This is a genomic window from Panacagrimonas sp. (genome assembly GCF_965216805.1).
Taxonomy (GTDB): Bacteria; Pseudomonadota; Gammaproteobacteria; order Nevskiales; family Nevskiaceae; genus Panacagrimonas.
Genome location: NZ_CBDCGN010000002.1, coordinates 2,106,394 through 2,129,787, shown reverse-complemented (window position 1 = coordinate 2,129,787; position 23,394 = coordinate 2,106,394). Strand labels below are relative to the sequence as shown.

At 64.0% G+C, this 23,394-nt stretch carries 22 protein-coding genes; 14 read left to right on the top strand and 8 right to left on the bottom strand.

The window, feature by feature from the left end; genetic code table 11:
* Nucleotides 1-37 precede the first annotated feature (37 nt).
* From ACOOHP_RS10220 to ACOOHP_RS10180, 9 genes are read left to right on the top strand one after another with little or no spacing between them, the layout of a single operon-like run.
* Nucleotides 38-778 (top strand): GntR family transcriptional regulator, encoded by a 741-nt coding sequence (locus ACOOHP_RS10220; RefSeq protein WP_420466317.1) that lies wholly within the window; start codon nt 38-40, stop codon nt 776-778.
* Nucleotides 779-829: 51 nt separating this feature from the next.
* Nucleotides 830-2,203 (top strand): aromatic ring-hydroxylating dioxygenase subunit alpha, encoded by a 1,374-nt coding sequence (locus ACOOHP_RS10215; protein WP_420466316.1) that lies wholly within the window; start codon nt 830-832, stop codon nt 2,201-2,203.
* A gap of 47 nt (nt 2,204-2,250) precedes the next feature.
* Nucleotides 2,251-2,802, top strand: a complete 552-nt coding sequence (locus ACOOHP_RS10210; protein ID WP_420466970.1) for an aromatic-ring-hydroxylating dioxygenase subunit beta — start codon at nt 2,251-2,253, stop codon at nt 2,800-2,802.
* A gap of 10 nt (nt 2,803-2,812) precedes the next feature.
* Complete coding sequence (locus ACOOHP_RS10205; protein ID WP_420466315.1) at nt 2,813-3,139, top strand: bifunctional 3-phenylpropionate/cinnamic acid dioxygenase ferredoxin subunit; 327 nt, start codon at nt 2,813-2,815, stop codon at nt 3,137-3,139.
* Nucleotides 3,136-4,377, top strand: a complete 1,242-nt coding sequence (locus ACOOHP_RS10200; RefSeq protein ID WP_420466314.1) for an NAD(P)/FAD-dependent oxidoreductase — start codon at nt 3,136-3,138, stop codon at nt 4,375-4,377. The genes ACOOHP_RS10205 and ACOOHP_RS10200 overlap by 4 nt, the downstream gene beginning before the upstream one ends.
* A gap of 50 nt (nt 4,378-4,427) precedes the next feature.
* Nucleotides 4,428-5,273: a cis-2,3-dihydrobiphenyl-2,3-diol dehydrogenase gene (bphB, locus tag ACOOHP_RS10195; RefSeq protein ID WP_420466313.1), complete on the top strand. Its 846-nt coding sequence runs from the start codon at nt 4,428-4,430 to the stop codon at nt 5,271-5,273.
* Complete coding sequence (bphC, locus tag ACOOHP_RS10190) at nt 5,270-6,148, top strand: biphenyl-2,3-diol 1,2-dioxygenase (RefSeq protein ID WP_420466312.1); 879 nt, start codon at nt 5,270-5,272, stop codon at nt 6,146-6,148. Before bphB ends, bphC begins: the two co-directional genes overlap by 4 nt.
* A 54-nt stretch (nt 6,149-6,202) precedes the next feature.
* The gene (gene bphD / locus ACOOHP_RS10185; RefSeq protein WP_420466311.1) at nt 6,203-7,069 is read left to right on the top strand and encodes a 2-hydroxy-6-oxo-6-phenylhexa-2,4-dienoate hydrolase; all 867 of its coding nucleotides are present in this window, start codon (nt 6,203-6,205) and stop codon (nt 7,067-7,069) included.
* Nucleotides 7,070-7,126: 57 nt separating this feature from the next.
* Nucleotides 7,127-7,648, top strand: coding sequence for an MAPEG family protein (locus ACOOHP_RS10180; protein WP_420466310.1), 522 nt, complete (start codon nt 7,127-7,129; stop codon nt 7,646-7,648).
* A 204-nt stretch (nt 7,649-7,852) separates the two neighbouring features.
* Here the strand turns inward: ACOOHP_RS10180 and ACOOHP_RS10175 are convergent, their stop codons facing one another.
* The 6 genes from ACOOHP_RS10175 to ACOOHP_RS10150 form a co-directional block, all read right to left on the bottom strand.
* Entirely contained in the window at nt 7,853-8,737 is an 885-nt protein-coding gene (locus tag ACOOHP_RS10175; RefSeq protein ID WP_420466309.1) for an SDR family NAD(P)-dependent oxidoreductase, read from the bottom strand.
* Between the two features lie 58 nt (nt 8,738-8,795).
* Complete coding sequence (locus ACOOHP_RS10170; RefSeq protein WP_420466308.1) at nt 8,796-9,563, bottom strand: glucose 1-dehydrogenase; 768 nt, start codon at nt 9,561-9,563, stop codon at nt 8,796-8,798.
* 78 nt (nt 9,564-9,641) lie between these two features.
* Nucleotides 9,642-10,457, bottom strand: a complete 816-nt coding sequence (locus ACOOHP_RS10165) for a glucose 1-dehydrogenase (RefSeq protein WP_420466307.1) — start codon at nt 10,455-10,457, stop codon at nt 9,642-9,644.
* 52 nt (nt 10,458-10,509) lie between these two features.
* Nucleotides 10,510-11,373, bottom strand: a complete 864-nt coding sequence (locus ACOOHP_RS10160; protein WP_420466306.1) for a class I SAM-dependent methyltransferase — start codon at nt 11,371-11,373, stop codon at nt 10,510-10,512.
* Between the two features lie 82 nt (nt 11,374-11,455).
* The gene (locus ACOOHP_RS10155; protein WP_420466305.1) at nt 11,456-13,612 is read right to left on the bottom strand and encodes a PQQ-dependent dehydrogenase, methanol/ethanol family; all 2,157 of its coding nucleotides are present in this window, start codon (nt 13,610-13,612) and stop codon (nt 11,456-11,458) included.
* Between the two features lie 247 nt (nt 13,613-13,859).
* Nucleotides 13,860-15,023: an acyl-CoA dehydrogenase family protein gene (locus tag ACOOHP_RS10150; protein ID WP_420466304.1), complete on the bottom strand. Its 1,164-nt coding sequence runs from the start codon at nt 15,021-15,023 to the stop codon at nt 13,860-13,862.
* A 136-nt stretch (nt 15,024-15,159) separates the two neighbouring features.
* On the opposite strand from ACOOHP_RS10150, the gene ACOOHP_RS10145 reads away from it, so the two are divergent.
* Both ACOOHP_RS10145 and ACOOHP_RS10140 read left to right on the top strand, forming a co-directional pair.
* Complete coding sequence (locus ACOOHP_RS10145) at nt 15,160-16,338, top strand: acyl-CoA dehydrogenase family protein (RefSeq protein WP_420466303.1); 1,179 nt, start codon at nt 15,160-15,162, stop codon at nt 16,336-16,338.
* A 6-nt stretch (nt 16,339-16,344) separates the two neighbouring features.
* Nucleotides 16,345-16,671: a carboxyl transferase domain-containing protein gene (locus tag ACOOHP_RS10140; protein ID WP_420466302.1), complete on the top strand. Its 327-nt coding sequence runs from the start codon at nt 16,345-16,347 to the stop codon at nt 16,669-16,671.
* Between the two features lie 55 nt (nt 16,672-16,726).
* On the opposite strand, the gene ACOOHP_RS10135 is transcribed toward ACOOHP_RS10140, so the two are convergent.
* A complete protein-coding gene (locus tag ACOOHP_RS10135) occupies nt 16,727-19,705 on the bottom strand; it encodes a Tn3 family transposase (RefSeq protein WP_420466301.1) in 2,979 nt (992 codons plus the stop codon).
* A gap of 16 nt (nt 19,706-19,721) precedes the next feature.
* The gene (locus tag ACOOHP_RS10130; RefSeq protein WP_157534819.1) at nt 19,722-20,231 is read right to left on the bottom strand and encodes a hypothetical protein; all 510 of its coding nucleotides are present in this window, start codon (nt 20,229-20,231) and stop codon (nt 19,722-19,724) included.
* Between the two features lie 199 nt (nt 20,232-20,430).
* Here ACOOHP_RS10130 and ACOOHP_RS10125 point away from each other — a divergent pair, with 199 nt between their 5' ends.
* The 3 genes from ACOOHP_RS10125 to ACOOHP_RS10115 all read left to right on the top strand — a co-directional run bounded on the left by ACOOHP_RS10125 (nt 20,431) and on the right by ACOOHP_RS10115 (nt 23,362).
* Nucleotides 20,431-20,928, top strand: a complete 498-nt coding sequence (locus ACOOHP_RS10125; RefSeq protein WP_420466300.1) for a LexA family protein — start codon at nt 20,431-20,433, stop codon at nt 20,926-20,928.
* A gap of 664 nt (nt 20,929-21,592) precedes the next feature.
* Nucleotides 21,593-21,997, top strand: coding sequence for a hypothetical protein (locus tag ACOOHP_RS10120; protein ID WP_420466299.1), 405 nt, complete (start codon nt 21,593-21,595; stop codon nt 21,995-21,997).
* 87 nt (nt 21,998-22,084) lie between these two features.
* Complete coding sequence (locus tag ACOOHP_RS10115) at nt 22,085-23,362, top strand: TolC family protein (protein WP_420466298.1); 1,278 nt, start codon at nt 22,085-22,087, stop codon at nt 23,360-23,362.
* Nucleotides 23,363-23,394 lie beyond the last annotated feature (32 nt).

Below are 23,394 nucleotides of genomic sequence, written 5' to 3'. Positions count from 1 at the left end.
TTGCGCGCAGTTCAGCAAAGACTGGAGGGGACGTCAGATGGAAGGAAACGCGCAGCATGTGTCCCGAGTCGGTGCTGCAGCGAGCGACGGCAGCGCTGCGCGCAGCCTGATCGAGTCGACCGTGCATCGTCTGCGCCGCGACATCCTGGAAGGGCACCTGGCTTCGGGCTCGCGGCTCGCTGTGGCCCACCTCAAGGACAGCTACGAGGTCAGCGGCGGAACGATGCGCGAAGCCCTGTCCCTGCTGGTGTCCGAAGGCCTGGCACACGCCGAGGCGCAGCGTGGCTTTCGCGTGGCGCCGATGTCGCTGGCCGACATGGAAGACCTGACGCGCACGCGCGTGCTGATCGAGTGCGAGACCCTGCGCCAGAGCGTCCGTCTGGGCGATGACCAATGGCGGTCTGAGGTCACGACCACGTTTGACCGGCTGTCGCGTATCCATTCGCGCACGGTGAAGAATCCCGGGGTCTGGTTCGAGCAATGGGAGCGCTGCAATCGCGACTTCCACGAAGCACTGCTGAGTGCCTGCCCCTCGCTGTGGTCGCGGCGCTTTCGCGCGGTGCTTTACCTGCACATGGAGCGGTATCGGCGCTTGACCGCCCATCACCCGTCGCCAGAGCGCGATGTGAACGCGGAACACCAGGCGCTGCACGATGCCGCGCTGGCACGCGACGGGGCCCTGTGTGCGTCGCTGCTGAAATCCCACATCGAGGCCTCGCTGGAGGCGGTGCGCCAGCATGGGCTGCTACCCTCGGTCGGTCTTTTTCTTGTTGGTTGAACAGAAATTTTTTTAGCGCCGTACAGGCGCAGGTCATTGGAGGAGTGAGACATGAGTGACACAAACAACGGTGCCGCAGAAGTGCCCTTGCGGTTCAAGCGAACCTGGACGCCGGAGGCGATACGCGCACTGGTGGATCAGGACAAGGGTCTGCTGGACCCGCGCATCTACTCCGATGCGGACCTCTACGAGCTGGAACTGGAGCGGGTGTTCGCGCGCTCCTGGCTACTGCTCGGGCACGTCAGCCACGTGCCCAAGGTCGGTGACTATCTGACCACCTACATGGGCGAAGACCCGGTGATCATGGCGCGCCAGAAGGACCGCAGCATCCGGGTGTTCCTCAACCAGTGCCGTCATCGCGGCATGCGCATCTGCCGATCGGACGCCGGCAATGCCAAGGCGTTCACCTGCAGCTATCACGGCTGGGCCTACGACATTGCCGGCAATCTGGTCAGCGTGCCCTACGAGGACACCGCGTACTGCTCGAAGAAGGAACACGAATGCGGCTTCGACAAGGCCGACTGGGGCCCGCTGCAGGCGCGCGTGCAGATCTACAAGGGCCTGGTGTTCGCCAACTGGGACGCCGAAGCGCCCGATCTGGAAACCTACATCGGCGACGCCAAGCCCTACATGGATGTGATGCTCGATCGCACGCCGGCCGGCACCGAGGCCATCGGCGGCATTCAGAAGTGGGTGATCCCCTGCAACTGGAAGTTCGCGGCCGAGCAGTTCTGCAGTGACATGTACCACGCCGGTACGGTGTCGCACCTGTCGGGCCTGCTCGCGGGCATGCCGCCCGAAATGAGCCTCGCCGACGCCCAGATCCCCACCCAGGGCAACCAGTTTCGTGCCGCCTGGGGTGGCCACGGCGCTGGATGGTATGTCGATGAACCCGGCATCCTGATGGGCGTCATGGGGCCGCAGGTCACGCAGTACTGGACCGAGGGCGCGGCGGCTGACATTGCTGCGGGTCGCCTCGACCAGATGCCGGCCAAGCACATGTTCGGGCAGCACACCACCATCTTCCCGACCTGTTCGTTCCTGCCCGGCATCAACACCATCCGCACCTGGCATCCGCGCGGCCCCAACGAGATCGAGGTCTGGGCCTTCGCGCTCGTCGATGCCGACGCGCCGCCCGAAATCAAGGAAGAGTTCCGTCGCCAGAACATCCGCACCTTCTCCGCCGGCGGCGTGCTGGAGCAGGACGACGGCGAGAACTGGGTGGAGATCCAGAAGGTGCTGCGCGGCCACAAGGCGCGCAGCCGGCCGCTGAATGCACAGATGGGCCTGGGCCGCTCGCGGACCGACGATCCCAATTTTCCGGGCCGCATTGGCTACGTCTACGGTGAGGAGGCGGCGCGCGGCATGTACCAGCACTGGGCGCGGATGATGTCCGAGCCCAGCTGGGACACGCTCAAGCCCTGATCTCTGCCGACCGCCAATTCCGGAGCACCCCCATGACAATTGAAAAAATGGACCTCGCCAGTCTGATGCAGATGAGCGCCAAGCCCACCGATCCTCTGCTGCAACAGGAGATCGAGCAGTTCTACTACCGCGAGGCGGCGCTGCTCGACAGCCGCGCCTACGAGGCCTGGCTGGGCCTGATGGAAGCCGACCTGCGCTACTTCATGCCGCTGCGCACCACCCGCATGATGCGCGAGGCCGATCGCGAGTACAGCGGCGACCACGACTTCGCCCACTTCGATGACACCTACGCCACCATGTACGGCCGCGTGCGCAAGGCCCTGAGCGAGTTCGGCTGGGCCGAGAACCCGCCCTCGCGCACGCGTCATATGGTCACCAACGTGATGATCAGCCCCGGCAGCGAGCACGACAGTTACGAGGTCAGTTCCGCATTCCTGGTCTACCGCAACCGTCTCGAACGGCAGGTCGACATCTTCGCGGGCGAGCGTCGTGACGTGTTGCGTCGCAGCGACACCGGGATGCGCTTCAAGATCGCGCGGCGGACCATCCTGATCGACCAGGGCACGCTGATGTCGAACAACCTCAGCATTTTCTTCTGAGAGGCAGACCATGGCGTTCGTAAAAGTCTGTGGCCGCAGCGATGTGGCCGAGGGCGAAGCACTGAAGCTGGATCAGTTCGCGATTCCGATTGCGTTGTTCAATGTCGACGGCAAATTCTTCGCCACCCAGGACCGCTGCACGCATGGCGAGTGGTCGCTGTCGGACGGCTACCTCGATGGAGATGTCGTCGAATGCTCGCTGCACATGGGCAAGTTCTGCGTGCGGACCGGCAAGGTGCGCTCGGCACCGGCCAAGGGCGCGCTGCGAACCTTTGCCGTGCGGGTCGAGGGCGATGAGGTGTTCGTCGATTTCGACGCGGCCGCGGCCACACCGTGATCCGGGACATCGCCATTGTCGGGTTTGGTTTGGCCGGGGCCTCGGCTGCGCGCAGCCTGCGGGACCAGTGCTACGACGGCCGCGTCCATTTGTTCGGCGACGAGCCGGTGCCGGCTTACGACCGCCCCTCGTTGTCGAAGTCAGTGCTGTCCGGCGCAGTGGCGGAGGCCCCGCCGCTGCTCGATGCCGACTGGTACGCCGATGCCGCCGTGGAAATTCATGCCGGTGCGCGCGTGCAGCAGATCGACCTTGCGCACCGCAGGCTGCATCTGCCTGCGGGCACGCACCTGACCTATGACCGCCTGTTGCTGGCCACCGGCGCCCGTGCGAGGACGCTGAACCTTCCGGGTGCCGAACTCGAGGGCGTGCTGAGCCTGCGCGATCAGGTCGACAGCGCAAATCTGCGCAGCCGTATCGGGCCCGGGATGTCGCTGCTGATCGTCGGCGGCGGACTGATCGGCTGCGAGGTCGCCACGACGGCGCGCAAGACCGGTGCCGAAGTCAGGATTCTCGAATCGGCCGATGAACTGCTGCTGCGCGTACTGGGCCGTCGGCTCGGGGCCTGGTGCCGGGAACGGCTGGAAGCGCTCGGCGTGGTGGTGCAGCGCAATGCCCGGGTCACGGCATTCGAAGGCAAGGGCGGTCGCGTGCACGCCGTGGCCTTCGCCGATGGCCTGCGTGTCTCAGCGGACACGGTGCTGGTCAGCGTCGGGGCCGAGCCGGACACGGCGCTGGCGCAGCAGGCCGGGCTGGCCTGCGCGCGCGGCGTGCCGGTGGATGCCACCGGCCTTAGCGCCTGTCCCGAACTGTTCGTGGCGGGGGATGCCGCGTGCTGGCCGCTGCGCGGGGGTGGCCAGCGCTCGCTGGAAACCTATCTCAACAGTCAGGCCCAGGCGGCGACCGTGGCGGCCGCCATGCTTGGCCGCGCCGAACCCTCGCCACAGGTTCCGCGCGCCTGGACCGAGATTGCCGGACATCGCATCCAGACCATCGGCGACTTCGAAGGCCTGGGCAGCTGGCTGCTGCGCGGCGATGCGGAGTCCGGCCATCCGCTGCTGATGCTGCGCGTGCACGACGGTGCGGTGCTGGCCGCCATGTCGGTGGATGCCACCAAGGACTTCGCCACGGCCGCCCGGCTCGTGGAAGCCGGAACCCCGGTGAGCTTGCCGGAGCTGCGTGATCCGGCGACCAAGCTTCGTGACCTGCTGCGTGCCCGCCCTTCGGTAGCTCCAAGCTGAGCACCCAGAACGACAACGCCAGAACCATAACGATTGAGAGGAGGAGAAACATGAGGCTCAAGGACCAGGTGGCCCTGATCACCGGGGGAGCATCCGGACTCGGGCGCGCGCTCGTCGACCGCTTCGTTGCCGAGGGTGCCCGCGTGGCCGTGTTCGACAAGTCCGCCGAGCGTCTGGCGGCGATTGAAGCGGTGCACGGCGACAAGGTGATCGGCTGTGTCGGTGACGTGCGGTCGATGGCCGACCAGAAGGCTGCCGCCACCAGCTGCACCGAACGCTTCGGCCGCATCGACTGCGTGATTCCGAACGCGGGTATCTGGGATTACTCGACGCCGCTGGTCGACCTGCCGGAAGACCGCATCGACGCCGCGTTCGACGAGATCTTTCATGTCAACGTCAAGGGCTATCTGCTCGCGGTCAAGGCCTGCCTGTCGGCCCTGGTGGAAAGTCGCGGCAGCGTGATCTTCACGATCTCCAACGCTGGCTTTTATCCCAATGGCGGCGGCCCGCTGTACACCGCCGCAAAGCATGCGGTGGTGGGACTGGTGCGCGAACTCGCCTTCGAACTGGCGCCGCACGTGCGCGTCAACGGCGTGGCGCCCGGCGGCATCGGCACCGATCTTCGCGGGCCGAATTCGCTGGGGCTGAGCGAACAATCCATTTCCTCGGTGCCGCTGGCGGACATGCTGGCCGATGTGCTGCCGATTGGCCGCATGCCGGCGGTCGAGGAGTACACCGGAGCCTATGTGTTTTTCGCCTCCCGCAGCGACGCCGTGCCGGCCACCGGTTCCCTGCTGAACTACGACGGCGGACTCGGCGTGCGCGGCTTCTTTTCTGCTGCGGGCGGTCATGATCTGCCGGAAAAACTGAAACTTCTGAAAGGAGACAAGCAATGAGCGTCGAGCGTCTGGGATACCTCGGTTTTGCGGTCAAGGATGTGCCGGCCTGGCGTCGTTTCCTGGGTCAGCAGCTCGGGCTGATGGAAGCGGCGGCACAGCCGGACGCCACTTGCTTCCGCATGGATTCGCGCGCCTGGCGCATCGCCGTGCATGAAGGCCAGGAAGACGATCTGGCCTATGCCGGCTACGAAGTGGCGAGCGCGGCCGCGATGGAGAAGATGGCCGACACGCTGCGCAAGGCGGGTGTCGAGGTCCGGGTCGGCGCCGAGGCGCTGGCGCGCAGGCGCAAGGTGCTCGGCCTGATCGAATTTGCCGACCCTTTCGGCCTGCCACTGGAAATCTATTACGGCGGCAGCGAAGTCAGCGATCAGCCGTTCGTCGCCAGCGCCGGTGTCAGCGGCTTCCTGACCGGCGACCAGGGCATCGGCCATTTCGTCCGGATCGTGGCGGATGCCCAGGTCGCGCTGCGTTTCTACACCGAGGTGCTGGGCTTCCGCCTGACCGACGTCATCGACATGACGCTCGCGCCCGGCATGGTCATCCCGACCTATTTTCTGCACTGCAACGGTCGTCACCACACGCTGGCGCTGGCGGCATTCCCGGTGCCCAAGCGCATCCACCACTTCATGCTCGAAGTGAAGTCGCTGGACGACGTCGGCTATGCCTTCGACCGCCTCGGCGGCGACAACTGCCTGACCACGACCATTGGCCGGCACAGCAACGACCAGATGGTGTCGTTCTACTGCGCCTCGCCATCGGGCGTGGAAGTCGAGTTCGGCTGGGGTGCGCGCGTGGTGGATGCGTCCTGGTCGGTTGGTCGCCACGATGTACCGAGCATGTGGGGCCACAAGCCGCTGCGCGCGCCGGGTTGATGCGGGCAAGACGTTTCACTATTTCACATTTGAAAGCCAGTACCAGAGACCACCATGAGCAATTTGACTGAAGCAGCAACCAGCCGGCAGGTCCGCATCAATGAAAAGGGACTCGGCAATTTCCTGATCCACTACAACGAAGCCGGCCCCGAGAGCGGCGAAACCGTGATCATGCTGCACGGCGGCGGGCCCGGAGCCGGTGGCTGGAGCAACTACTCGCGCAACATCGAGCCCTTCGTCAACGCGGGCTACCGCGTGATCCTCAAGGACTCGCCGGGCTTCAACAAGTCGGATGCGTTGGTGATGGACGAGCAGCGCGGGCTGGTCAATGCACGCGCGGTAAAAGGGCTCATGGATGCACTGGGCATCAACAAGGCCCACCTGGTCGGCAACTCGATGGGCGGCGCAAGCGCGCTGAACTTTGCGCTCGAATATCCCGATCGCCTCGGCAAGCTGGTGCTGATGGGGCCGGGAGGGCTGGGGCCGAGCCTGTTCTGCCCGATGCCCCTGGAGGGGATCAAGCTACTGTTCAAGCTCTACGCCGAACCTAGCTTTGAAAACCTCAAACAGATGATCCAGGTGTTCATCTACGACCAGTCTCTCATCACCGATGAACTGATCCAGGGCCGCTGGGAAAATATTCAGCGCAGCCCGGAACATCTGAAGAACTTCCTGATCAGCGCGCAGAAGGTGCCGCTGTCGGCCTGGGATGTGTCGCATCGCTTCGGTGAGATCAAGTCCAAGACCCTGGTGGTATGGGGGCGCGACGACCGTTTTGTGCCGCTGGACCACGGGCTGAAGATCATCTGGGGCGTGCCCGATGCGCACCTGCACGTGCTGCCGCGCTGCGGGCATTGGGCGCAGTGGGAGCACGCCACCGCCTTCAATCGACTGACCCTGGATTTCCTCGGGAACCCCTGATTTTCCCGGGAGTGCGTTCCTGAGCGGGACGCACTCCCTCACGGTCGGAAGTACTGCATGAGCCCTTCACTCGCACGATCCTATGTCGTCCTGACGACGCTGCTGTCCGCGTATTTCGTCGCGCTCTGGTGGGTCGTGACGCGGGGATCATCGGCGAGCGTCGATCCGGCCGCCTTGGTCCGGCCGGTGATCGCACTCGTGGCCCTGACGGCCGTCGTCTGGATTCTGATGTTCGTCTTTCGCAATCTGACCGTGATCCGGGGCAGGGTGTCGGTCGATTACTACAAGGCGTTCCGGGGGCCGGAAGCGCCCGACGACTGGGTCGAGCGGCCGGCGCGCACGTTCATGAATCTGCTCGAGGCGCCGGTCCTGTTCTACGTGGTCTGCATCCTGATGCTGGTGATGCACAAGTGCGATCCCGCGCAGCTTCAACTGGCATGGATCTTCGTTGGCGTGCGCGTGCTGCACGTGATCATCTACATCGGCTTCAACCACGTTCCGTCCAGACTCGGTGCATACGTGGCGAGTTGCGTCGCCCTCGCGGTGATGTGGTTCCGCTTCTCGGCCCAGGTCCTGTAGCCTGCGCGCGGCCCGACGAACCCTTGATTCTGGAGGCGGTGGCAGTGCTCTCAGGCTGCCGGCAGTCGTTCCCGTCCAGGAAACAATTGCTCGGCAAAACGAGTTGCTGTCCTCGTAGTGCATTCGGCAGCGACAGCGGGCCACCAAACAGCTTCCGCGATATGACATGCGCGTTCACGGCGACCCCTTGGGTCGTGCAGATAATCAGGCCGCGTCACGCTCAGCGTTCCTCGCAGGCTTTGCACGCAGTGAAGTCTTGGATCCGTACGCGGGGTTGACGGCCTTGCGGAATCGGTTCATGACCTTCGCGTTGAAGGTTTCGGCGACAGTCGGTGCCGCACGCTTGAAAAGATCCATGATGTAGGTCTCCGGCGTCACCAGCACGCGCATGTCGTTGTTCTCGATCGCACGCACGATCTTGCCGGCAACCAGTTCCGGCGGACGCCCATATCGCTCGAACCACTCGACCATGCGGCCCTGCAGCGCACTGTCCGCGACTTGGCTGCTCTTGGCGATGTTGGTGCGGATCATGCCCGGATGCACCGACGTGACGCCGACATTGCGGCCAGCCAGCTCCGCGCGCAGCGACTCCGAGAAGCCGCGTACGGCGAACTTGGTCGTGCCGTAGGACACCATACCTGGCGTCGAGATGATGCCGGCGAGGCTGGAAATGTTGACGATATGGCCTTCGCCGGCACGCAGCATCATTGGCAGGAACATCTTGGAACCGTAGACCACACCCCACAGGTTGATGTCGACGACCTTCTCGAAATCCTCGAGGCTGCCATCGACAAAGTCGTCGAGGATGCCGATGCCGGCATTGTTGACGACGATGTCCACGCGCCCGTGCTTGGTGTCGATCTCGTCGGCGAACGCCTGCATCCGGCTCTTGTCTGCAACGTTGACGACGTGGACGCTGGACGAGCCACCGATGCCGGTGATCAGCTTCGCGGTTTCGCGCATGCCGGCTTCATTGATGTCTGCCAGCACCAGCGTCGCGCCCTTGCGGGCAAGAGCGATGCTGGTGGCGCGGCCAATACCACTGCCGGCACCGGTCACAACCGCGATTTTTCCTTTGATCTTCTTCATTTCAGTTCTCCAAGTGGTTCAAAACAACAGTGTGAGGGCCTTAGCGTCAGGCCCGGGCTCAGCAGGCGGTGTGGCCTCCATCGACCACCAGGTCGGCGCCCGTGACGAAACTGGCGTCGTCGGAGGCCAGAAACAGCACGGCATTGGCAATCTCGCGCGGGTGGCCCAGCCGCCCCATCGGCACCCGTGCCAGCAGGGCTTGCTGGAATTGCTGGGCCATCTCGGCGCCCAGGGAGCCAACGGCATCGGCGACCATGGCCGTCTCAATAAAACCCGGGCACACGCAGTTGATGCGGATGTTGTAGCCGGAACGCGCGCAGTGAATCGCCGCCGATTTCGAGAACAGGCGCACGCCGCCTTTTGCGGCGTTGTAGGCCATCGCCATCTGTTCGCCGATCAATCCTTCGATCGAGGCGATATTGACGACCGAGCCGCCGCCACGCGTCTTGATCCTGGGGATGGATTTCTGCGTACCGGTCATCACTGCGGTGAGGTTGATATCGAGGGTCTTCTGCCATTGCGCCGGGGTGCAGGATTCGATATCACCCATCTGTGCAATGCCGGCATTGTTGACCGTGACGTCGAGTCCGCCCCAGCGCCGCTCGATGTCCTCCAGCACGGTGTCCCACTGCGACGCCACCGTCACATCATGGACCTGAAACGCAGCCCGTTCGCCGAGACGACGGGCCTGAGACTCCCCCGCCTCGGCGTCGATATCGCTCAACATCACCCTCGCGCCCGCCTCGATCATCCGCTCGGCAACCGCCAAGCCGATGCCGCGTGCGGCGCCGGTCACCAATACGACCTTGCCTTCCATCTGTGCCATCAAAAGTTCTCCTCAGATCCTGAATATGTGGGGTCTTTGTGCGGCCCGCCCTGCTCGAGGACGGCGCGCACTGCATCACTACATGGCCGACAGACCGCCGTCGACGACATGCTCGGCGCCGGTCGTCCAGCGCGAAGCATCGCTGGCGAGGTAGAGCACCGCGTCAGCGACGTTGTCGGGTTCGCCGGTGCCGATCGGATGCAGGCTCTGCATCATCGTTTCGGCGGTCGCCAGATCCGCCACCAGTCCAAGGTCGACGATGCCCTGGATCACGCTCACGCCCATGTCGGTCTTGACGATGCCGGGGTGGACCGAATTGACGCGGATACCGGTCTGCAACTGGCCGCACTCCACGGCCGCCGCCTTGCTGAGCAGGCGCACCGCACCCTTGGTCGCGCAATAGCCGGACAGACCGGTGAAGCCGATCATGCCGCCGACCGACGACAGGTTGACGATGCTGCCGCCCTTGCCCGCGCAGCCGCCGGGACGCATCGCCCGAATGCCGTGCTTGAGTCCGAAGAACACGCCTTCGACATTGACGGCGAGCAGGTGACGGAATTCCTCCTGGGTCATGTCGGCAATGAAACGCATGATCTCGACGCCCGCGTTGTTGACGAGCACGTCCAGTCCGCCCAGGCGACTGACGGTGGTTGCCACGGCCGCCTCCCACTCGGCCTCGCTGCTGACATCGTGCTGCAGCGAATCGGCCTGCCCGCCGGATTTGACGATCTGCGTCGCCATGGCCCGCGCCGAGTCGCCGACGATATCGGTCAGCATCACCTTGGCCCCGGCGCGCGCGAGCGTGCTGGCAATGCTGGCACCGATGCCGCGGCCCGCGCCGGTGACCAGGGCGACTTTGCCTTCGAGGCGGTAGGGGTTCTGCGTGCTGCTCATGGTGATCTGGCTCCTTGTGATTTGGCTTTCTGCACTGCGACAGCGGCGGCGCTCAGGCCGGGGTTGTGGCGCTCGCTTCGATGATTCTCACGTGCCCGCTTACGCCATGCGGGATGCCGACGAGCTGAGTGTTGAAGTCGCGCGGATCGAGCAGGCTGGCCTCGCCAAAGCCGCTTTTGAGCAGCGCCGCCCGCGCCTGTTCCGCCGAGGTGAAATGCAGGCTCACCCGCCCTTTGACGAAAATCGACAGGAGCTTGATGAAGGTCATCACACCGGGGCCGCGCGTCTCCGTAGACAGATGCAGGTCTGCCCAGTAGTAGCCGCGCGCAAACGGCGCCAGCGCACGGGCGAAGCGCTGCCAGATGCCGCGGACGACGTCCTCGGTAAAGTAGTTCAGCAAACCCTCGGTGATGATCGCCAGGCCCTGCGTGGTATCCAGCGTTGCGACCAGCGCGGCCAGGCTTTCCGGACCTTCATCAGCCAAGGCATCGAGATCGACCACGCGATGGTTCGGCGCCAACGGTCCGATGCGGGCAAGTGCTTCGCGCTTGCGCAGTGCCATGCCCGGCAGATCGGCCTCGATGTAGGTCAGGCGATCAGCGTAGCGCTGGCTGAACTGCCAGCCGCGTGGCGACAGGCCGGCGGCAATCTCCACGATCTGCGTGATCCGGCCCGACTCGATCGCCTCGCTCAGCTTCAGATCGATCAGCCGATGCCGCGTCATCAGCACACTTTCGATATAGGGCGCACCGAGCGCGCCGCCAATCGCCGCAGCCGGCCGCAGCAGATGGAACAGGGTCCGCCCTTCGGACGTCACCAATGCGGAATGCGACAGCCCATGACGCGCCCATACATAGCCGGTGTAGTGGGCGGTGGGACTGATGGTCGCCGGTGTCACGTAGCCAGATTCACTCATTGCCCTTTTCTCGTCCTTAGTCTGTGCCGCTGGGAACAGCCGCTCATCATTTCGCTGCGTTTACATCGTCCTCCGGAGTGGCTCATCCCATCAGACCGTATTTCATCAATTGCATCTTGATAAACACCCAACCGAAGTGCGCCAGCATGGCCGCAGTCTCGAACAGGCTGGGCTCGTGATTGGCCCGCTCGCGCAGGTAATGCTGCAGCTCTTCGAGTTGCGCGGCACTAAGCTCCGCGAACGGCGGCATGCCGCGAGCGGTGAGCGCACCGTCGCGGACGATCGTCGCGAAAGCAGCTGGGTCCAGAGGTACACGCGATGCGCGCAGGTCGGGGGCGAAACCGCCGGCCACCGCTGCCGCACCGTGGCAGAGCATGCATCGGGTCGCGTAGGTCAGCTTGCCGCGTTCGGCCTGCGCAGGGTCCACCTTGAACTCGGGTGCTGCCACCACCTCCACCTTCGCCGTGGGCGGTGGTGAAACCGGCAAAGGGGCCTTGGCATCGAGCTTGTAGGTCAGCAGACGGCGCGGATACTGGCGTCCCACCCAGCCGCTCTGCGCGCTCAGCGATCCCATCAGCATGGGGCTGCCGCCCCAGCCGGCGAGAATGGAGACGTACTGTACGCCGTCGACTTCGAAGGTGATGGGCGAAGCCTGCGTGCCCACGCCCATGTCCTGGCTCCACAGAATTTCACCAGTGCGCGCATCGACCGCGGCCAGCTTGCCGTCCGAGCGGCCCTGGAACACCAGGCTGCCCCGGGTGGAGAGCACGCCGCCGTTGGTGCCCCCGGGAGTATCCAGCCGCCAGGCCTGCTTCTGCGTGACCGGGTTCCAGGCCTGCAGGAAGGTGGTCGCAGCGTTGCGCGGTATGTCGTCGAAGAACAGCTTGACGCCCACCGGCATCAGGCCCATGGGGGACCAGTTTTCCTTGGTGATGCCACGGTCGTCGTAGTAGCCGGCCATCTCGCGCGTGGGGATGTACACCAGGCCGGTGTCCGGGCTGTATGCCATGGGCTGCCAGTTGTGCGCGCCGGCGGGGCCGGGCCAGATCAGCGCCTCGCCGCCGGGATAGCGCGCGCCGGGCACTTCCACCGGGCGGCCGGTTTCCAGGTCGATGCGCTCCGCCCAGGTGACCTTGGCGATGGTCTCGGCCGAAATCAGCTTGCCGTTCTCGCGGTCGATCACGTAGAAAAACCCGTTCTTGGGCGCATGCATCAGCACCTTGCGCGGTTTGCCGTCGAGCGTCAGGTCCGCGAGTACCATGTCCATCGCCGAGTTGTAGTCCCAGGTCTCGCCCGGGTTGGTCTGGTAATGCCAGACGTACTCGCCGGTGTCGGCGTCGAGCGCCACCACCGAGCAGAGGAACAAGTTGTCGCCGCCGCCAGGGCTGCGCAGCTTCTGGTTCCAGGGCGAGCCGTTGCCGGTGCCCAGATACACCCGATTGAATTCGGGGTCGTAGGTCATGGCGTGCCACACGGTGCCGCCACCGCCGGACTTCCACCACTCGCCGTTCCAGGTCCTGGCCGCCATTTCCATGGCCTCGTTCTCGAAGCCCTCCGCCGGATTGCCGGGCACCACCCACCAGCGCCAGAGTTGCTTGCCGGTCTCAGCGTCGTAAGTGGTGACGTAGCCACGCACCTGGCCGTAGTCGGCGCCGCCGTGGCCGATGATGACCTTGCCGTTGAACACGCGCGGCGCGCCGGTGATGTAGCGGTTGTCGCCCGGCTCGGTGGTCATGGCCTCCCAGAGTGGCTGGCCGGTTTTGGCGTCCACCGCGATCAGGCGTCCGTCCTGCACACCGGCGTAGATCTTGCCGTTCCAGTACGAAAGGCCACGGCTGCCCCAGCCCATGCGCATCTTCCTGGGATCGACCTTGGGGTCGTACTTCCACAGCAGCTTGCCGCTGCGTGCGTCCACCGCGTGCAGCACGGTGAAGCCCGCTGCCACGTAGATCACACCGTCCACCGCCAGCGGGATGGTGGAGACGTTCCAGATGTCCGGAAAATCCAGTGACCAGGCCAGTCCCAGGCGGTCGATGGTCCTGGTGTTGATGGCGTCCAGCGGGCTGAAACGCTGCTCGCTGAATGTACGCCCGCCGGCAGCCCAGTTGCGGCCGTCGGCCTCGTTGCCCAGCGCGGCCTGATCGCCGGTGGCCAGAGCCGAACTGCCGAGCAGGCATCCGGCCAGCAGGCCCAGCCATCGCGCGCCGACGGCGGCCCCATGTTTGCGTGTGGTGCTCATCTTCCCCTCGATCATGTCCGGATGGCGGCTCGCCGGATCGGCAGAACACCTCGCCATCCGAAGGCCTGTGCGTGTTTTGCGGTGTGCGTACTCGAACAACGCGCGCGTACTGTATACCTCGGTTGGTCGTTTGCGATACAAGCCCGACGCTTTTGAATCTCTGGCTATCCGAAGTGAACCGCCGCCACATCGCTGGGGCGGGTCGCATACCCCGATGCCGTCGAGCCGCGTCGGGGCGGTCTGGCGACTACTTGTAGTGCACCCCGACGCTGCCGATGGTTTCGCGCGCGATGATGGTTTTCATGATCTGCGCCGTGCCGTCGCCGATCTGCAGGCCCATCACGTCGCGCAGTCGCTGCTGGTGCGGCAGGTCCATCGTGTAACCGTAATGGCCGTGCAGCAGCAGGCAGTTCTGGATGATGTCGGTGCAGAACTTCGGCGCCATCCACTTGACCATGGCCGCCTCGCGCGTGTGGCGTTTGCCCGCGTCGCGCAGGGCCAGGGTGTGATAGCAGAGCGTGCGCATCGATTCGAGCTGGCTCTCGTGCTCGGCCAGCGGGAAGGACACGCCCTGGAACTTGGACAGCCGATAGCCAAAGGCTTCGCGCTCGCTGACGTAGGCCCAGGTCTCGTCAACCGACGCCTGGGCGGCGCCGATGCACTGCAGCGCGATCAGGATGCGGCTCAGATCGAAACCCTCCATGATCTGCGTGAAGCCGGTGTTCTCGCGGCCGATCATGGCGCTGGCGGGCACTTCCACATCGTCGAAGAATACCGAGCCGCGGCCGACGGGCTTGGTGCCGATGTCATTGAACGCGATGCGGCTGACGCCGGGCAGGTCCAGCGGCACGACAAAGGCGGAGACGCCGCGCGGGCCACTGTCCTCGGGATTGGTTCGGGCAAAGGTGAGCATGCTGCTCGCCTGCTCGGCGAAACTGATGGAGGTCTTCTCGCCCTTGAAGATGAATTTGTCGCCCTTGCGCGTGGCCGAGACCACCAGATGCGAGGCGTCCGAACCACCGCGGGGCTCGGTCAGGCCCAGGGCGCAAATGGATTCGCCCGCGGCCAGAGACGGGATGTACTGCTCCTGCACCGCGGGCGATGCGTGGCGCAGGAGCACGTCGCAAATCAGCGGCGTCACCATGTTGAGATAGCTGAGGTTGAAGTCGCCGTACGCAATGGCCTCGCAGATCAGCCCGTTGACCAGGCTCGGGGCGCCGATGCCGCCGAACGGCTCGGGCACGTTGGGGGCGATCAGCCCGAGAGCGCCCATCTCGCGCATCAGCGCCTGACTCATCGTGGGAATGGATTCCCGGGATTGGTAGCCTTCGCGCAAACGTTCGCGCGCGAAGCGTTCGGCGGTCTGCCGGACCATCTCGTGATCTTCGCTGAGCATCCATTGGGTCTTCACGCTTCGAGCCTCCAATTCTGTTGCGGCCGGCCTGATGGGCCGCGTAGGGGATAAGGCCAGTAACTTGCGTGCCACTCGTAATCCGATGAATCATCCGGCGCCGCGCTGCGGACACCACCCCGGAGATCATCCCCTCATGAGATTCACACCGGAACACGAACTGCTGCGCCAATCTATCAAGCGTTTGGTAGAAACGGAAATCGCGCCCCACGTCGATGCCTGGGAGGAGGAGGGCATCTTTCCCGCGCACGAACTGTTCCCGAAGCTTGGCCGCGCGGGAATCCTGGGCATCACCAAGCCGGTGGAATATGGCGGACAGGGGCTGGATTACAGCTATTCGCTGGTCTACGCGGAAGAAATAGGCCGTATCAAGTGCTCAGGCCTGTCCACCGCCATTGGCGTGCAGACCGACATGGCGACGCCAGCACTGGCCCGCTACGGCAGCGAGGCGCTGAAGCGCGAATTCCTGGTGCCGGCGATTGCCGGCGAGTGCGTCACCAGCATTGCCGTCAGCGAGGTCGGCGCCGGTTCCGACGTGGCGTCGATCAAGACCACCGCGCGGCGCGATGGCGACGACTACATCATCAACGGTTCCAAGATGTGGATCACCAACGGCACCCAGTCGGACTGGCTGTGCCTGTTGTGCAATACCGGCTCCGAGAATGCCCCGCACCGCAACAAGAGCCTCATCGTGGTGCCCACCAAGACGCCGGGCGTCAGCATCGGCAAGCGACTGAACAAGCTGGGCGCTCGCAGCTCCGACACCGCGCCGATCTATCTCGACGAGGTGCGCGTGCCGGTGCGGCATCGCATCGGCGAAGAGGGCATGGGCTTCATCTACCAGATGCAGCAGTTCCAGGAAGAGCGCCTGTTCGCCGGCAGCAAGTACCTGAGCCAGATCGAGGACGCCATCACCGTCACCGCCGAATACACTGCCAGCCGCGTCGCCTTCGGCAAGCCCCTGCTCGATCAGCAGATGATTCACTGCAAGCTTGCCGAGCTGCAGGTCGAGTGCAACGCCGCGCGGGCGCTGCTGCGCGAGGCCGCCGAGCACTACATCGCCGGCGATGCCGATGCCACCCTGCTGACCTCCATGGCCAAGTTCAAGGTCGGGCAACTGGGCCAGACCGTGCCCAGCGCCTGCCTGCAGTTCTGGGGCGGGCAGGGCTTCATGTGGGACAGCCCGATCACGCGCATCTTCCGCGACACCCGCCTGTGCTCGATCGGCGGCGGCGCCAACGAGGTGATGCTGCAGATCATCGCCAAGGATCTGGGCTACCACCCGGCCACGCGTAGCTCTGCCAGAAGCGGGTAGGCGCCAATGCCCATCATCGAATCGCAGGTGCGCCGCGACTCCGAAACCTTCGCGCGGCGTCGCAAGGCCATGCTGGCGCTGATCGCCCATATCGAACGTCTGGAGCAACAGGTGCACCGCTGCTCGGCGCGGGCCAAGCCGCAGTTCGACAAGCGCGGGCAGCTGTTGCCGCGTGAACGCCTGGCCCAGCTGCTCGATCCGGGCGCGAGCTTCGTCGAACTGTCCACCCTGGCGGGCTATGCGCAGCACGACGACGATGGCGTGGACGAGGTCTACGGTGCCGGCATCATCACCGGCATCGGCTACGTGGCGGGCACCCGCTGCATGGTGTAGAGGGTTGGCAGGGATTCTGACGAAATCGCAGCAAAGTTATCTTAAGTGTCTGTTATTAATCGAAAACTTTCAATGTCCAATCCATAGGGTCCCAGGGGCGATCGTAGTCCACCACATAGTCGCCGAACCGGTTGATGTGCCAGGTTCGATAAGGGGAAAGGAAGCCGACCATGTCGGCAGTGACCTCCACCCCCTCCGCCCTCAGTTCGCGGATCACCCGCGTCATGTGCTGGACGTTGTAGAGGCAGATCATGTTCGCCACCAGGTGGCTGTACTTGATCATCTTGCGCTGCTCGTGAGCGACGTTCTCCTGAATGATGCCCTCGCTGCCGAAGAACACCCACTGGATGAAGTTGTTGAAGGCCTCGCTCTTGTTGGTGGCCGCGCTGATCAGCTTGCGGAAGTCCGGGTTGTCGATGAACCGCAAGAGGAACTTGGTGCGGATTACCTTCCCAAGCTCCCGGAACGCCATAGCCAACCGGCTCTGATTCTTGTTTCCGAAGCGCCGCAGGATCGTTGAAGCCGTGATCTTGCCGAGCTTGATCGACACCGCCACGCGGAGCATCTCCTTGTAGTGGGCCTGAATCAGCTTCCAGTTGATCGTCCCAGTAAATAGATCGTCGATATGCTTGTACTTCGCCCCAGCGGAAGGCCTGTAGAAGTTGAGCTTCTTGATGCCCCTGATTCGGGGCATCAGCCGAATGCCCAGCAGGTGCGAGATGCCAAAAATCGCCAGGTTCTGAGCGTGTGTATCGCCGTGGATGGTATCGGGCTTTAGATCGGACTCATTCTCGACCATGGCGTCGAGAAGGTACACCCCTTCGTAAGCTCCGCAGGGAAAGAACCTGCTGAAGAACGCGATGTACCGATCTGAAACGTGGTAATAACCGATGCCACCGTAGCCGCCATAGCGAATGTGATACTCGGAGACCGCGTTCTGCTCGTACAGGTCCCACTTCATGCCATCCGCAGAGGCGGTTTTGCCGCTGCCCCAGTATTCGGGCAGATCGTACTTGGCAAAGGCATTGGTCACCTCGACTGTCGCCTTGTCGAGTGACTCCTCCGTCACGTACTTGAGATTGAGCCAACTGATCTGGCGGCGGCTGATCCCTTTGACCGATCGACTGGTCTGGACGGCGCCGAGGTTGCAGCCGTAGCAGAACAACGAGGTGACAAAGCGCTTCGGAAGATCTTCAATCCGGGTGTCCGTGCCTGCCAAATGCTTGAAATGGCGATGCAGGTTCAGCCAGCGCTCCACGTCGATCAGCACATCGAGGATGCTGACCGGGAGCAAGCGATCCCGGATCATCATATCGAGCTTTTCCGCGGCGGCCGGCTGCATGGTCTTCTTCAGATTGCGCAGCGACAAATTCCCATCGACGATCGAAGCGTGGGTGTTGTGCTTGAAGCGCTTATCAACCTCCGTCGCAAGCTCCGCGAGCTCTGTGCGCAGCCGGGCCACCGCTTCGACCGCATCGACGTCGATGCCCGCCATTTCGCCGTATTCAGGCAGCTCGTTTTCGACGGTATCCATATCTGCCAACTGCTCGCGATAGTCGTCGTACTTCTCGCCGCTCTGGATGAACAGGTCGCCATTACCCAAGTCTTCGCGAATCCGCGAGATGACGCTGAGCTCGAAGGCCTTGCGATGAACGATATCGCCAGTCGAAGGCAACCCCGTGCCGTCATCAAACACCAGCTGCCGCCATGCATTGCTCATCCAGCCTAGGTCGGCTTTGGCGTTGAGCCCCAATTCTGACAGCGAGACATGCTCGATTCGGGAATGCCGGAGACGATGAAGTGCTTCTATCAGCTTCTCCATTCCCTGGTTTTCGTTCGTCGATTTGGGCTTGATCACCTCCAGGCAGTTCAGAAAAAGGGATCTGAATCCCGGGTAGCGATTGAGCATAAAGGGCAGGTAATTGGAGCCCGAGAACGCGAGATGCTCTTCACACAGCTCCAAGAGCATCGCGGCGTCACTTCCAATGCTGTTCTCGATAGCCTGCAGCCTTTTCACCGCGCTGGCATCGGTCTGGTAGGCCTTCAAAGTACCGTGGAATCGCTCGACCAAGAGATCGATCGCCTTGGCGCGTTCGATCTGGTACTGGCGGAGTCGACGCTCGGCAGAGGACCGGAGCCTGTCGTGCAAACGGATGTACAGATCGGCGGCGTCATCCAGAGCCCGCGCATGGCAGGACCGAATGAAGGTGACGGCCAACGCGTATCGCTTGCGGGGAACCAGCTCGAGCATTTCGGTGGCATTCTGGGCTCGCGCCAGCACGCGATAGTGCTTGAGCTTGCTGACCGGTATATCGGCGACCGCTGGCAGACCGACCGAAAGTTGCTGCACCTGGCGGACGTGGTCGAGATAGTCGCGCACGGCATTGTTCGTTGGACGCTTGGGCTCTTGCTTCAACGCGTTCCAGGCGGATGTGCTCGAGCCGGCGGTCTCGAACAAGGCATCGATCTTCTTGCGAAGCTGCGAGGACAATGGGTCGGCAAGGGAACCATAGTGCAGGGTCTCGACCTTTTCCCGGGCGCGGCGTGCCATGCGCTCCAAGGTCGTGAATCCGGGCAACTCATACTGATAGTGGATGAGCTCCTCAAGCAGCACATTGATGATGTCTGTGAGGTGATGCTGAGTCAGCGCCGCCGTCGCTGCGCGCTCGATCATCCAATCCTCATCGTCGAGCGGGCGAATGTCCAAACGCTTGCGGAGGAGATTGAGATTGCGATGGCGGACGCCGCCATCATCGGCCATCCTGATTTCATCGCCTGTCAGGGGACGCTTGAAATCACTCGCAAGGGTGACGTGATCCAGGTATGGCCGAGGAACATCTTTTAGCCGCGGGAAGAATCCCAGGCGCTGGGCGCATTTGAGCAGCACCAGAAGTGCGACGCGCTTGGTGGCGGAATTGGCGCTCTTCTTTGCCCAAGCCTTCTCGTCGTCGGAAGGGATGTAATGGTCGTTGAGCTCCCTGGGCCGTGGCTCTGGAAGCAATCGCGGGTATGCGGTTTCCTCGACCGTGGCCACCGAGAGGGGAGGGAGCTTAGCTCCAGACTCGGCTGGTGTCGCGGTGGCGGATCACTGCATCGACCTCGCAATCTCGATCATTCCCGACGCTGCGAATCCGCTCGAGCAGCGCTTGCGCCGCCTGATCAATCGAACCGCCCGTGGGGGGCAGGGCGAGCTCGATGAGCGAGCCATCGGCCTGCAATCGACGCGGGCGGTAATCCTTCAGGCACCACCGCTCAATGAGCCGAAGCGCTGCTTGGCTTCTGGCCGGGGAATCACCGCGGTCAGAAACGCAAATCTTCAATTCGACGCGCATTCCGCGCTTCGCGCGGCCCCGTTGCGCCCGCTCGGCTTCCCAGGCCTCCACCAAGCGAAGCGCCAGGGGCGCGGCCCGTAGTGGACCGATTGCCTGGGAAGACCTCTGATTCTGTCGCATTGCCGTTCCCCTGATGCCGGTTCGAAGCTTGCCAACATGATTATAGTAACGTATATCAACAGTCTGGAGAAGTCCTTTTTTGCAGGGAAAATGATTCAGAACCTTCATGGTTATGGCCGCCCCCTAAGGGCGTCGCGAAGCAATGCCCTGTGGTGCTGGCCGTCCGACAGCGCTGGCACCGTGCGGAGGGCTGTGCATGGCTAGGCACGGCGGACGTCGAGCGGGTGCTGGCAGGCCGGCAGGCTCGGGGCGATACCACGGGGAAGAAACGCGGGTAATGCGAGTACCGACCTCGCTGGTCGATTCCATGCTTGCCCAGCTTCAGGAGTATTCCCGTGGGGCGCATGCCCTGGCCGGATGGCATGGTGCGCAGGGCCAAAGGCCGTCGGCCCAGGGAATCGATTTAAACCTCGTGCGGGAGATGGCAACAAACGCGCTGGGGGGTGGTCTCGCCGGCGACGGCTCCCATGACCCGCTGACTCCTGAACCTGGCTCTACCTTCGTGTACACGGTCCGCGGAGACGCGATGGACCGAGCGGGAATCCTCGATGGCGACCGCGTGCTGGTGGATCGCCGGTTGAAGCCAGCGACTGGCGATATCGTGCTGGCAGTGCTGGAGAACCGGGACCTGACCGTCCACCGCTTCGTGGCAAGACGACGAACCCCTTCGCTCGAGCCCGACTCGACGAACTCAGAGCATCGAAGCCGACCGCTGCAGCCCGACCAGGGAGATTCGATCTGGGGAGTGGTGACAGGGGTGGTCCGGCAATTCGGAAGCTATCGATTCCCAGAACGGCGGAGCTGAGAGCCGTCGAGAAATCGCGAGGCCGGACGCAGCGCGAGGGCGCTTCGGAAGGTGAGCAATCGCTACAATTCGTCGAGGACTTGCCGAAAGTTCAGCCCGAACAAATCGGTTACCCAGAGATAGCCGCCGAGGCGTGGCCAATGAAGGTAATAGCCTGCCGGGGAGACCCTGACCATACTCATGTCGGCCACCCGGGCACCGCTCAAGGGAAGCAGCAAGCGTCGCGGGGCCGACAACTCCACGCCCTGCTGGCCACCTCAAAGTGCACCACTGATGGCCAGGTCAAACTGCGCCAGTACCCCCGACTTTAGGAACGTGCGTGAGTCTCCTTGCGGTCCCGGTCTCGGTGCCTGAAGGCGGACACTCCTCACCAAGAAGGCCGGAGGCTGAGTTCAGCCCGAAGCGGTCTTCGGCACACGTCGATAGAGCAGTCGAAAGCGGACGTTGATGCGCAGATGGGTGGATCGCCATAGCAGGTCACTACCGCACGACCTCTGATACAGGTCTGCTAATAGTTGTCTGGGCGATCTAACGGCGGATGCCGGTCGCGGCCGATACCAAGCGTTGACGTTGCAGCCGTATGGAAAGAGAAAAGCATGAATTCCGGCGCTTGGGGCATGAAAGGCTTGACCCTTGGGTAACACAAGGGTTTACGCTGTGTCCCATGCGCCGTTTCATCAGCCTCCTGCTGATCATCAGCCTGTCGTGGGTCACGACGGGTTATGCGTGCCGGATGGATGGTCTGGACGTGGTGCGCGCAGAGTGCTGCTGCCCGAATGGGCACGAGGCGCCCGACCACGCGATGCCGGACTCGAAGGCGGCGGTCGAGGCTGAGGCAGCGCCGGGCTGCTGCGATGTGGTCGCCGACGCGGCCCTGGACCACCATCAGCCGGGCCTGCTTGCGCAGGTTCCCGCACTCGATTTGCCGGCCGTCGTACTGCTTCCTTCCACGTCGTGGAATCTGACGGACCCGACGACACGCACGGTTGCGACGCTGCCACCCGTACGAGGTCCGCCACTCGGCAGCGGCACCCGAACCTACCTCACCACGGCTCGCCTGCGGCTCTAAACGCTGCCCGCCCTGCGCCTCGCGCAGGGCGGCTCATGACCCGTGCAGCCCTCTGGGCTGCACCTTTCCCGTCATCGAGAGGCAGCCATGTCGATTTTCTCCACGATTCACATCACGCGTTGCGCGCGCCCGATCCTGCTCGCCACGCTTTCCCTCACGCTTCCATCGGTCGCGAGTGCTGACGGCGCATCCGACGCGCTGATCGCCCTGAGCCTGGACGACGCTGCGGCGCTCGCCATCCAGCGTCAGCCGCAACTCGACGCACTGGATGCCGAGGCCCGTTCCGCGCGTCAGCGCGCTATCGCGGCCGGCGAGCTGCCCGATCCGCGGCTCAGCCTTGGCATCAGTGACCTTACGCTCGAAGGCTCCAATCGCTTCACGCTGCGTGAGGAGTCGGACACGCAGATCATGGCCGGCATCCGCCAGGATTTTCCGCGCGCCGACAAGCGCCGTCTCAAGCGCGAACGCGCGGAGCACGAGGCCGACACCTTCGATGCCGAACGGCTCGCCACCGAGCGGAAGATCGCGCGCGAAACCGGCTTGGCATGGCTCGATGTGTGGAAGGCCGAGGAATCCCGCCGGCTCGCGAACCGCACGCTCGCCGAAGCCGAACGACAGGTGCAGGCCACCGAGATCGCCTACACCGCGGGCCGCGGCACGCAGGCCGAGTTCCTCGCGGCCAAGGTCGAGGCCGAAGCCCTGCGCGATGAGATCGCGGGATTCGCGCAGCAGTCACGTCACTACCGGAACGGACTTGCGCGCTGGATTGGTGAGGCGGCGTTCAACCCCATCTGCCCCGAACTGCCGCCCGAAACGCCGCCCGATGCCGCGGCGCTCTCCGCGGCCCTGCTCACACATCCGCACTTTCTCGCGGAAGGGAAGAAAGTAGTCACCGCCGAGACCGACGTGCAGCTCGCACGTCAGGACTATCGACCGGATTGGGCGCTCACCGTGGGCTACGGTCATCGCCCCGAGTTCGCCGACTACGCGCAGGTGCAGGTCGAGATTCCGCTGCCGGTGTTCACCGCCCGGCGACAGGACCCGCAGCTCGAAGCCGCGGTCGGCATGCAGGCCTCGCAGCAAGCGCGGCTCGACGATGCGCTGCGCGAGCACCGCGCCGAGATCCGCGCCAATGCCGACGACTGGCAGCTCCTGCAGGAGCGCCTTGCGCGCTACGACAGCCTGCTGCTGCAGCAGGCCGAGTCGCGCGTGAATGCGGCGCTCGCCGCTTACGGCGCGGGCTCGGGCGCGCTGCGCGAGGTGCTCGACGCGCGTCGGCGCGCGCTCGAAATCGCCATGCAGAAGCTCGACCTGCAAGCCGATTCCGCGCGCCACCAGGTGCAGCTCCGCTACTTCGCGCCCTGATCGAAACCCCTACCGAATTCCTGCTGGAGAGT

Bases quoted from the DNA above. Each gene is read 5' to 3' on its own strand.
- ACOOHP_RS10220 (WP_420466317.1), top strand. From the start codon at position 38: ATGGAAGGAAACGCGCAGCATGTGTCCCGAGTCGGTGCTGCAGCGAGC.
- ACOOHP_RS10215 (WP_420466316.1), top strand. From the start codon at position 830: ATGAGTGACACAAACAACGGTGCCGCAGAAGTGCCCTTGCGGTTCAAG.
- ACOOHP_RS10210 (WP_420466970.1), top strand. From the start codon at position 2,251: ATGGACCTCGCCAGTCTGATGCAGATGAGCGCCAAGCCCACCGATCCT.
- ACOOHP_RS10205 (WP_420466315.1), top strand. From the start codon at position 2,813: ATGGCGTTCGTAAAAGTCTGTGGCCGCAGCGATGTGGCCGAGGGCGAA.
- bphB (WP_420466313.1), top strand. From the start codon at position 4,428: ATGAGGCTCAAGGACCAGGTGGCCCTGATCACCGGGGGAGCATCCGGA.
- bphC (WP_420466312.1), top strand. From the start codon at position 5,270: ATGAGCGTCGAGCGTCTGGGATACCTCGGTTTTGCGGTCAAGGATGTG.
- bphD (WP_420466311.1), top strand. From the start codon at position 6,203: ATGAGCAATTTGACTGAAGCAGCAACCAGCCGGCAGGTCCGCATCAAT.
- ACOOHP_RS10180 (WP_420466310.1), top strand. From the start codon at position 7,127: ATGAGCCCTTCACTCGCACGATCCTATGTCGTCCTGACGACGCTGCTG.
- ACOOHP_RS10175 (WP_420466309.1), bottom strand. From the start codon at position 8,737: ATGAAGAAGATCAAAGGAAAAATCGCGGTTGTGACCGGTGCCGGCAGT.
- ACOOHP_RS10170 (WP_420466308.1), bottom strand. From the start codon at position 9,563: ATGGCACAGATGGAAGGCAAGGTCGTATTGGTGACCGGCGCCGCACGC.
- ACOOHP_RS10165 (WP_420466307.1), bottom strand. From the start codon at position 10,457: ATGAGCAGCACGCAGAACCCCTACCGCCTCGAAGGCAAAGTCGCCCTG.
- ACOOHP_RS10160 (WP_420466306.1), bottom strand. From the start codon at position 11,373: ATGAGTGAATCTGGCTACGTGACACCGGCGACCATCAGTCCCACCGCC.
- ACOOHP_RS10155 (WP_420466305.1), bottom strand. From the start codon at position 13,612: ATGAGCACCACACGCAAACATGGGGCCGCCGTCGGCGCGCGATGGCTG.
- ACOOHP_RS10145 (WP_420466303.1), top strand. From the start codon at position 15,160: ATGAGATTCACACCGGAACACGAACTGCTGCGCCAATCTATCAAGCGT.
- ACOOHP_RS10140 (WP_420466302.1), top strand. From the start codon at position 16,345: ATGCCCATCATCGAATCGCAGGTGCGCCGCGACTCCGAAACCTTCGCG.
- ACOOHP_RS10130 (WP_157534819.1), bottom strand. From the start codon at position 20,231: ATGAAGGTTCTGAATCATTTTCCCTGCAAAAAAGGACTTCTCCAGACT.
- ACOOHP_RS10125 (WP_420466300.1), top strand. From the start codon at position 20,431: ATGCTTGCCCAGCTTCAGGAGTATTCCCGTGGGGCGCATGCCCTGGCC.
- ACOOHP_RS10120 (WP_420466299.1), top strand. From the start codon at position 21,593: ATGCGCCGTTTCATCAGCCTCCTGCTGATCATCAGCCTGTCGTGGGTC.
- ACOOHP_RS10115 (WP_420466298.1), top strand. From the start codon at position 22,085: ATGTCGATTTTCTCCACGATTCACATCACGCGTTGCGCGCGCCCGATC.